The sequence below is a fragment of the Pseudomonas sp. NBRC 111133 genome, from assembly GCF_001320605.1.
GTDB lineage: Bacteria > Pseudomonadota > Gammaproteobacteria > Pseudomonadales > Pseudomonadaceae > Aquipseudomonas > Aquipseudomonas monteilii.
This window is the reverse complement of sequence record NZ_BCBJ01000116.1, coordinates 16881-26102: the sequence shown is the minus strand read 5'-3', so window position 1 is coordinate 26102 and position 9222 is coordinate 16881. Positions and strand designations below refer to the sequence as shown.

Genomic DNA, 9222 nt, shown 5'->3' with positions numbered 1-9222 from the left:
TGGCTTGATCAGGCAGTACCGCCCCACCGGCTTAGCTGCTGCTACCTCGAAGCCACGCTGGGCCCAAGGTTTGAACAGGATCAGGCCGACAGCAGCAACAGCGCAGACAGTGGCAACGGCAGCTATAGCGATGCGCAGAGAGAAGAATCGCCCTCGACTATTCACCGACAGTAAGCTCCACCCCGGTCGACAGGCTGATCATCTGAACTGCAAGGTCTGGGTTTATCAGCCCTTTGGAGGCGAGCCCCCTGATCTGGCCGGAGAAGAACTGCACGAAGAATCGTTGCGAGGCGTGCACGCTTTGCTCAGCAGCACCGTGCTCCTTCACCTGGTCACGGCGCTCGATGGCAGCGGCGGCTGAGGTAGCGATAGCGTTGGCCAAGTCCGCAGCTCCGGCCTCACCTCGGGACGGCAGCCTCGTCACGTCAAGCTGCGCAAGGACATCATGCGGGAGATGCAAGCTCGAAAAACCCTCACCGTACCACCCGTCATACACCGACACCCCGTGCTCGTCGGTGGCCAGCACAGTGAAAAAACGAGAGAGCTGGTGGTGCTGATCGTCACCAACAGCAAGCTTGGGTGGGTTGGCCACCTCGTAGCCGGCGCCGACCTCGAATTCGAGTGTGTTGGCCAAATTGAACGCTCCTATCGGTTCCAAGAAATTACCAGGTACAAGAATACATAACGCGTACGCATACGGCTATAGAGTCGGTGCAAATCTGCCAGCCTCTTGCCGCTCATTGCCCGCAAGCAGCGCCTGGGAGGACACGGCGGCACCGAAAATCAGAACCAAAAAAAAGACCCACCATCTAGGATGGTGGGTCGGATTTAGCGTTACTTTATAGGTAGCTCTGCTGAGCGTTTATTTGGATTGCAGCGGCTTGCTGTTTTGGTCTGCACCGTACTTCACGCGCCTGAACTCATCTTTGATGGCAGCTACAGCCCCCATCAATGGCGCGAAGAAGATTCGTGGTGCCTGCCTTGCAGCGTTAGCGAACTCAGACCCAAATGATTGATTCATTCAGCAAACTCCTTGATTGCCCGGGCTGCCCCAATGCAAATAAAGACGAAGAAAAGACCAGCATCTACAAGCACAATGGCATGTTCGAGAAGCCCGAGAATTAGCAAGGTGAAATCGCTTATCCCAAACTTAGCCAAGTATTGGACCAAATGGTTGAGCAAGACTGCTGGCACCATGATGATCAAGAAGATGATAGTACCGACGAAGCCATGGGCTCCGAAGTGAGCGATCGGGCTCCACCAAGGTTTTTTGTGCGTTTTGGACATCTGTTACTCCTGAAAGGACCTGGGGCGGTCGTTGAGAAATCCCATAGGCCTTCTTGCGGTAGACCTAGCCCCTGGAGATGCGTAACGCGGGTCTGTAATCGGCAGGCACAAAAAAGCCAGGCATAGCCTGGCTGGGTTGATGGGTGGACACATCTCGATCAGCTCTGCCGGGCCTGCCGCAGCCGACCTGGTGTGAATTTGCCTGAGAACGAGAAGCCGAGATCCCTAACTCTCTCACGGACCTTCAGCTTGTTGGATTTGTCACCCCGCTCCTTGTGGAGCTCGACATGCTCTGCCTCCACCTGGAGTAAGAATTCGACGTCCTTCTGACACAGCTCCAAGGACTGCTCCAGTTTTTTTCGGTCCGAAAATTTCTTTCCGATCAGAGCGGCCGAGGCAGCAGCCAGGACAGTACTGGTGACAGCTGCAAATGCATTTATCAAAGCGGATTGAACTGCAGGATCGTTGATTGCGAGAAGCATGATGGCCCCCTGAAAGTTAACTTGCTCCAAGGGGATGCTTCACAGAAACCAGTAAACCACAGGCACAAAAAACCCGCTCGATCGGCGGGTTCTTTGTGAAGGTCAGTGCTTGGGGGTGGTCTTGGTTGAGCGGTCGCCTCCGCCGGCCTTGGCCATTTCAGCCTTGATGGCTTTATAAGCACCCACCAGAGGCGCAAAATAGATGCGCGGAGCCTGTTTTGCAGCACTCAGAAATTCAGAAGTAAAAGTCATCGATTTCATGTTCGCCCCCTCTCTGGGAAAACTAGTGACTAATGTATAGCAAATTAGGTTGACGGCATCAAGCGCCTGAAACAATTTCATCGAGCAAAGAAAAACCCGATTCGCCTAAGCGAACCGGGTTTGAGTAGCGTTTAAGGCGGCACCTCACCAATCAGATCAGTAAAGCCAGTGATCCAGTTTGGAATTTCTCGGGTTCCGCGCAAACCGCCTCGTCCATGCTGGCTTGAGCTGATCGCGACGGAAAGTTAACCACGTTATTGCGGGATGACATGAGTGCCCGCCCTATTTCCTCACCCACTGAAACAAACTTAGGAAAGCAGACGCTCTGACCACATATTTCATGACCAATCGTTTCAGAAACCCCATCGGTTAACCCTGCAGGAATGCCTTTGAGCCTTTCATGTTCCGCTTTAGTAAAGAGCCTGCTGAGTCCTGGATTTTCGGGATGCAATATGAAGGGTTCGGTACTTCTGCCCTTCTTGTAGCCCGTCCCAAGCGTGCCACAATCAGATTCATTTCCTGTTAGTAATTGCCTCGCGAAACCCTTGCCTTCAGCCTTGTCTCTTTTCTCCTTAGTTGCCAAGTATTCATAGGATTTCCAAGATTCGTCGTCGAGAGGAATGTCATCAAGTATTGCATTGATGCATGTCTCTCTCACCTTGTTCACCTTCAGATTTTCAAACGAGAAAGAGTCCCCAATACCGGGAGTTATTGCCACAACGACCAAGCGTTTCCGGTGCTCCAGCGTCCCGTAGTCCCATCCATCAAGGACTGCTTCATGAACTCTGTATCCGAGGTAGATAAACACACTTCGGATAGCCGCCATGGAAGCTGTATTTGCGTACTCCCCAACATTTTCAATCAGCGCAATACAAGGGTTGACATGACGGAGCCAGTTGAGATAGTCCACGAAAAGCGCGCCTGCGTCAGCATGCTCCTCTGCAAAAGTCAGTTTATTTTTAACCTTACCGCTCTTTGACGCTGCTATACACGGAATCCCTCCAAGCAAAACCTCACATTGCGGCGTATTTTCACTTAGATACACATCCCGAACATCAGAGTTGATCGCAATTGAATCCTCTGTCCAAATTTCAGTGTTATTCCGCATTGAGCAGTCGAGATACTCGCTTTCTAGCTCAACACCGACTTGTAAGAACGAGCCTACACCCGACCGCATTAAGCCAGAGTGCACTGCGGCATCTAAGATCCCACCGCCATGAAAAAGACTACATACAGCGAGCTTCTGGCCACGGTCCAACTTTTCTTTCATGCGCTTGAGGCGCTCGCGGATCTTGGTTTGAATCTGCAAAGCAGTGATCACAATCCGGCCACGACGAATCGCAACGCGGACCTTATGATCATCTTCAAAGACTTCACGAATTTGCTCTGAACGCAGGTCGATTACTGGATGAACAACCCCATTGCGCTCACGTTTTGATACGCTGATGCACTTTCCGGCGAAGCCGGATTGAACCTCAATTAGCTCTAGACGTCGGGCAACCTTGTCAGACTTAATCGAGTATTTATTGCCAATCTGAACACCCGCTGTCAGCAGGTGACGGCCTTCCATGAAAACACGTGAAACGCCTTTCGATTCGCCAATTTTTGCGTTGATGATGGTGGTCATTATGCTGCTCCAAGTAGTCGACACAGCTCCCCTGACGGGGACTGAGCCCGAACGGGGAAATGACAAACTGGTTGTCCGTACACACCTGGAATGCGGAACAAGGCTCCATACTTTTTTCGGGCAAAAAAATGCCCCCGCTATAGCGGAGGCTTGGGGTCCTGCTTGGTTCAGATGGACGCCGGCACTTCCTCACCACCCAGCGCCTCGTACAGAGCCGGGAGGAATTCGGCGAAGGTCATCATCATCAACACGAACGTGGCGTCAGCCTGCGCCAGGGCATCTTCTCCCCCATCCTGGGAAGCCTGCTCCTGAAGCAACTCTTCGAACTTCAAGCGTCTGATCACCAGCTTGTCGTCCAGAATGAATGACAATTTGTCCTGCCAAGCAAGCGAAAGCTTGGTCGCGACCTTGCCAGTTGCCAGGTGATTTTTTATTTCGTCGCTGGTGAGATCCTGCCGCTTGCAGCGAACTGACCCCCCCTCTTCATGGGTATCGTGCAGTTCACATTCGTCCAGGACGTAGAAGCCTTCGCTCGCCTGGCCGGTTTTGAGCCAGTCAGTGAGGGTCGCGCTCGGGGCGATCTTCACAGTCACCGGGCGCACCGGCAGGGATCCCATTACTTCACGGAGCGTGGAGAGCAGATCCTCAGCACGTTTGGCGCTCGCATTGTTGACGATAATCAGCCCGAGCTTGGGCGCGATGGTCGCTGTGATCACACTCCGACGGATAAACGCCTTCGGCAGCATGGCCTGGATCGTTTCGTCCTTGATCTGGTCACGCTCTTTCTTGTAGACCTTGCGCTGCTGAGCGTTCTCTATCTCCTCGACCTTCTCCTTCACGGCATCATTGACCACGCTTGCCGGCAGGATGCGCTCTTCCTTCCGAGCACTGATCAGAAAGAAATTCCCGCTCTGGTGAACGAGTGGAGCATCCTCCCCCTTGCCCAGCGGCGCGATGAAGCCATAGGTGACCAGCTCTTGCGAGCCGCACGGCCGTGCCGGCTTCGACGCCAGGGCGGCTTGGAGCGTATCCGCGGCAAATTCAATATCTTGGGTCAGGCGGTAAACGGTCAGATTCTTAAACCACATGGTCATGCCTTGTTAGGTAATGTCGGTGATGACAGCGCCCTCATGAGCACTGTCTTGAATGATTGAGGTTGAGGCACCTGAGTGCTTTCTGATGGGGCAAGGTGAGCTGACGATCAGCCGGCAGACGCGTAGCGAAGGCAACCGATCTCTTCGGCAGGGTTAGGCCGGTCGAGCTCAGCCCACCATCCTCCCCACTCCTCACAACTGATCGGTCGCGTTGTACCAGGTGCCCCTTCTACGCAGAACTTGCCTAAGTCCGACGACCAGGTCACCACCAACAACGAGGCATCGATGCCCTCCTTCCCACTCCAGTTCCAAAACTGACCGGCACTTTCCGGAGCCTCCAGCGACCAGGTCCGACGCGTGCTCCCCTCAGTAGCCCGCTGGCTCCCAGTAGGCGCATTTTCCAAACGGGCGGATGGCGAGCTGCTGAAAGTTGCGAGGGTGCCTTCATTGGCCGTCTGCTGCAGCCAGGGCATCGGAGAGTTCATGTACGCGATGTAGTTGGCAAAGAGATTCGCTGTGTCACGCACCCCTACCGCGGTCGCATACTTCAAGAGTTGGGCCGCCTGCGCTGGTTGAGGCGCTGCGAGCAGCTTTCGCAAAAACACCGCTTCAGCGGCTGAGAACTGATGGCTGCCGGCATGGCCGCTGGCTCCTGGTGGAACACTGAGCCCCGCGGCATGCGCTTCGATCATCGCCCGGTCGACCTCCGCATCGAGCGAGCCCCCGCTCAGCAGTGTGTCGATACCCATACGTACCATTGGGGTGTTCGCTTTACCGGTCCTGAGGGCGGGGCCACGCAAGTAGAAATACCGCTGGGCAGCCTTCAAGAGCAACGCAGCAAAGTCGGCAGTGCCGGCGCCAGTTGCGCCCGGAGCTACATCAAGCAAGTTCCCCATGGCGGTCGTCCTTCACTGCGCGCTGGCGATCGCCAGTCGTGGCGGCTGCTGCAGACCTGGCTTGTGAGTTTCGTTGCCCAGAGTAGCCTTGAGCTCCGCTAGCTCACGCTCCAGCTCCTCACAACGCCGGGTAACCTGCGCCAGCGTACGCACTGTTAGGTCGCCGTGCTCATCCTGCTCGATGCTCAACTCAAGGCGGGCGATGATTTCGGAGTTCATGCTGCGGTGATGGTCTTTCGCAATGTCGGCGATCTTCGCTCGCATGCCGTCAGGCAAGCGGATCACGAATTTATCCGCTGTGCGGGATGTATTGCGGGGCTGGGACTTGGGCATGGGTTTAACCTCAGTATGACGGGGGCTGGCGACGACTCAGGTGAAGAGTGATTACGCTGCGCGAAGGTGCCGGGATTTGTTTTCGCGGCTCTCCTTGGCCTCGACAGTCAAGAGCGAGCGAGGATTTGAGAGTAAGCGACGGAGGCCAATTGGCTCACCGGTGTCCTCGCACCAGCCGTAGCTACCGTCTGCGATGGCAGACATAGCCTGCTTGATATCGCGCAGACTTTGGTTCTCGCGTTCGATGCTGCCCAGGATGGACTGGCGCTCTTGCTCGATCAGTGCTGCGTCGACTTCATCAGGAGCTTTTTCCAAGCCCGTCAGGTCGATGCGCAGCTGCTCGATCCGCTCCGTGGCAGTAGCGCTTTCGCTCACCAGCAGGTTTTTGAAGAACGCTACTTGCTCAGGGTTCATGTACTGGTCGTCGGGCTGTTGCAACAGTTCCTGAGGGGTCATCGATTGGGCCTCGTGATTGGTTGGGTCAATGTGCCTGGCGCCAGCGTCTCGACGATCGATACGGCAGGTTGATGGCACCATGCTGTCATTTTCACACGCACCGATATTACGGACAGTATCCGAAACGCACAACAGTAAAATTACACATACGTGTTATGCATGCAGAAATAAATTTTCGCCCGAACGTCCGGGTTTTCTGCAGCCGTAAAAAAACCCCAGCGCTAGGCGGTGGGGTTTGGGTGAATCGTTATGCCGCTTCCGGCTGAAGGCTTCGTTTGTCCACGTAGATCTCCTGCACGAGCTGAACTCGGTCTGGATTCTGCTGCGCGAATTGAGCAAGAGCGGCGCCCGGGCTACCACCACCGCAGCGGAACGTCTGGAGCCCATCTTCGTTTGGCATCGAGTAGACCAGCAAGAACGCGGTGTCCTCGTGATAGCGGTTGGCTGCGTAGTCGGCAGCTTTTCCTGTCAGACCGGCCATTTCAACAACCCACTGCAGGGTTTGAGTTCGAACCTCAAGCTCGATCATCGCCTCCTCGCCAGTGCGGGGGAACTGAGCCTGCGACATATCGCGACCCATGTATGCTGTCTTCGCTTTTTCGAACTGACTGAGCACAAGATGTGCGAAATCGCCGAACTGGAAAGCCAGCTTGGCGCGCATTAGGTCCAATGGCTGATAGAAGTCAGGAGCCTTCCAATCAGCTGGTACACGGCCTTCAGTGGAGACTGCTACTGCTTGGTTTGGGTTAGTCATGGTGCGGCACCTCATGTGCGTTAAGTTTGTAGGTGGAGATGGCCCACACGGACATGTATGACGTGCGGCCTCTCCCCTAGCGCTGGGTGCATGGCGCCGGCATACCAAAGGCTCACGCCGCTTGCACGTCCAGGATGTGTAGATCTGCAGGGACGCTCACGACATCCCCAAGCCACCGCCGAACGGCGTCCCTCTGAGTGGCGACTGGGCAGCCAGGCTCAGCGTTCATCATGAAACCAAATGCCTTGAAGCTCGCTTCACGCATGGCCCATTCCAAGCTTCGTCCGATCAGATCTTCGACGAACACGGTTTGGTAGGAATGGTCTGTTCTGCAACGACCAAGCAAGCCCGGAGCGGTAGCCCGGGCGAGTAGCGCCGAAGCGCCGGCGGCGAGCTCAGCGCCATTCTCATCCGCTACCACCCAATCCCAGTGGTTCGCCGCGACGACGTCGCGCAGGCTGAGCTGGGGCTGTGAGAGGTGCGATTTGGCCATGTCGAGCGCATGCTGCGCATTGGCTGCAGCGAACAGTTCGCCGGTGACGACTCGGAATGCTTTCAGGCGGAAAGTATCCGCGGCATCGGGGTGTTGCTGGGTAGGTTCGGTATGACGCATGGGGGGCTCTACGCAAATTGTTTCGGGGTAATGGGCGCTTTCATAACCGCCACTTCAGCCAACACCTGCTCGGACCATCCGCACCTTCACCCCTCGCTGCTCGAAAGCCTTGGCTACGCGCACTTGACGCTCGTCTTGGCCATCGCCGAAGATGATCGCGTGAGTCACCCCGCCTGGCAGTGTGTCGGGGGTCGGATGCCTGGTCACCGAGGCCAACGGGACATTCAATTTCTTGCTTATCAACTGGCGGTGGCGCTCACCCGTGATTAAGCAGTCAATGACGACCTGGTTCACCTGGTGATCAATGATGAGCTTGGCGATCCGGTCAGCTTGAGCGCTGTCGATCGCGGGGCCCGAGGTGCTAATGAACAGCTTTGATATGACCTGGGCCGCAGCCTTATCAGCCTCTCGGATGAAAGCCAGGAGCTGACCGCAAGCATTGCAGCTGTATAGCGCCGTCTGCCTGACCATGCGATTGTGCCTTTTGGTCGATAACCGGAATGTTCTACCTTCACACCCGCACTGGTACAGGAACTCCCTCTTGACTGCTCTCGATGTGTCAAGCTGGTGACATCTGTCGGCCTGGACCTTGAACACCTCAACCATAATCTTGGTCCATTCGGCCCCGTGCGGATCGACCTCTGCCCCCCATACCAGGTGAGTGACATAGTGGGCGACCTCATGCGGACAGATTTGATCGAGGTACTCTGAGAGATTCTCTCGCGCCAAAATGCGGTTGAACCGGAACTGCAGGTCGTAGCACCGGCCAGTCACCTTGTTTTTGCGGTACCTGAACATGCCACCGGATTTACCAGTGAGGTTAAACAGGACCGGTATCTCTGGAATGTCACGGGAAAGATGAGATGCCGCCAGCCCCAGGCACTCTGTGACACGGGCCCTGACCGCCTTCAGTTCGTCGACGGGGAGCATCAGGCTTCAGCCTCTGGCGGCACCTGGACACTCAGCTGGGCTTCACTAGCAGAGGAAGGTGGAAGCATGGCTGGGAGAGCTCCTGAATAGAAGCTGCAAATATTACACGTACGCGTTATGTATCGTAAATGCATGCGTAGGTTTGATAAGCCAGATCGACGGCGCCAGCCAGATTCCAATCGCCTATCTGCGGGCAAGAAAAAACCCCAGCACGCATGCTGAGGCTTCTTGATGGGATTAAGACTTCATTGCTACCTAGGCGCGAGCTTTACGGCGGCGTAAAGGATCCGGTCATAGCGCATGACCAATTGTTTGAGACGACGGCTAGATACGTTGCCGTTGATCGCCTTGGCCACCATTCTTTCGTGACGCGCCTGGGCGCGACGCAGCCGCTGGCCTTGTTCTCCTCCCCACAATTTGAGAGGCATCTCCGGACCAGTAGGGGTCGAGTTGAGTGTTCCCATTTGCAATCTCCTGAGGCTTGCGTTG

Annotated in this window: 14 protein-coding genes; all 14 read right to left on the bottom strand. The window is 55.6% G+C overall.

What is annotated here, in order from left to right; translation table 11 throughout:
* Positions 1 to 157: 157 nt before the first annotated feature.
* A complete protein-coding gene (locus APH36_RS25550; RefSeq protein WP_023383714.1) occupies positions 158 to 634 on the bottom strand; it encodes a hypothetical protein in 477 nt (158 codons plus the stop codon).
* Positions 635 to 862: 228 nt separating this feature from the next.
* Positions 863 to 1021, bottom strand: a complete 159-nt coding sequence (locus APH36_RS32180; RefSeq protein ID WP_023383713.1) for a hypothetical protein — start codon at positions 1019 to 1021, stop codon at positions 863 to 865.
* The gene (locus tag APH36_RS25545; protein WP_023383712.1) at positions 1018 to 1287 is read right to left on the bottom strand and encodes a hypothetical protein; all 270 of its coding nucleotides are present in this window, start codon (positions 1285 to 1287) and stop codon (positions 1018 to 1020) included. The genes APH36_RS32180 and APH36_RS25545 overlap by 4 nt, the downstream gene beginning before the upstream one ends.
* A gap of 158 nt (positions 1288 to 1445) precedes the next feature.
* Positions 1446 to 1769 (bottom strand): hypothetical protein, encoded by a 324-nt coding sequence (locus APH36_RS25540; RefSeq protein ID WP_041925835.1) that lies wholly within the window; start codon positions 1767 to 1769, stop codon positions 1446 to 1448.
* Between the two features lie 102 nt (positions 1770 to 1871).
* Complete coding sequence (locus APH36_RS25535; RefSeq protein ID WP_156342200.1) at positions 1872 to 2030, bottom strand: hypothetical protein; 159 nt, start codon at positions 2028 to 2030, stop codon at positions 1872 to 1874.
* A 151-nt stretch (positions 2031 to 2181) separates the two neighbouring features.
* Positions 2182 to 3657, bottom strand: a complete 1476-nt coding sequence (locus tag APH36_RS25530) for a DNA cytosine methyltransferase (RefSeq protein ID WP_060501061.1) — start codon at positions 3655 to 3657, stop codon at positions 2182 to 2184.
* Between the two features lie 167 nt (positions 3658 to 3824).
* Positions 3825 to 4745 carry a recombination-associated protein RdgC gene (gene rdgC, locus APH36_RS25525; RefSeq protein WP_060501065.1) on the bottom strand — a complete coding sequence of 307 codons (921 nt, stop codon included), beginning with the start codon at positions 4743 to 4745 and terminating at the stop codon, positions 3825 to 3827.
* Positions 4746 to 4858: 113 nt separating this feature from the next.
* The gene (locus APH36_RS25520) at positions 4859 to 5647 is read right to left on the bottom strand and encodes a hypothetical protein (RefSeq protein ID WP_054925956.1); all 789 of its coding nucleotides are present in this window, start codon (positions 5645 to 5647) and stop codon (positions 4859 to 4861) included.
* A gap of 12 nt (positions 5648 to 5659) precedes the next feature.
* Positions 5660 to 5980: an Arc family DNA-binding protein gene (locus APH36_RS25515; protein WP_082420986.1), complete on the bottom strand. Its 321-nt coding sequence runs from the start codon at positions 5978 to 5980 to the stop codon at positions 5660 to 5662.
* Positions 5981 to 6031: 51 nt separating this feature from the next.
* On the bottom strand, positions 6032 to 6436 hold the full coding sequence (locus tag APH36_RS25510; protein WP_054925954.1) for a TraR/DksA family transcriptional regulator: 405 nt from the start codon (positions 6434 to 6436) through the stop codon (positions 6032 to 6034).
* 247 nt (positions 6437 to 6683) lie between these two features.
* A complete protein-coding gene (locus APH36_RS25505) occupies positions 6684 to 7190 on the bottom strand; it encodes a hypothetical protein (RefSeq protein ID WP_054925951.1) in 507 nt (168 codons plus the stop codon).
* 112 nt (positions 7191 to 7302) lie between these two features.
* Complete coding sequence (locus APH36_RS25500; protein WP_054925949.1) at positions 7303 to 7803, bottom strand: hypothetical protein; 501 nt, start codon at positions 7801 to 7803, stop codon at positions 7303 to 7305.
* Between the two features lie 54 nt (positions 7804 to 7857).
* Positions 7858 to 8733, bottom strand: coding sequence for a SprT-like domain-containing protein (locus APH36_RS25495; RefSeq protein ID WP_082420985.1), 876 nt, complete (start codon positions 8731 to 8733; stop codon positions 7858 to 7860).
* Between the two features lie 251 nt (positions 8734 to 8984).
* Entirely contained in the window at positions 8985 to 9197 is a 213-nt protein-coding gene (locus APH36_RS25490; RefSeq protein ID WP_054925947.1) for a hypothetical protein, read from the bottom strand.
* Between the last annotated feature and the right edge of the window lie 25 nt (positions 9198 to 9222).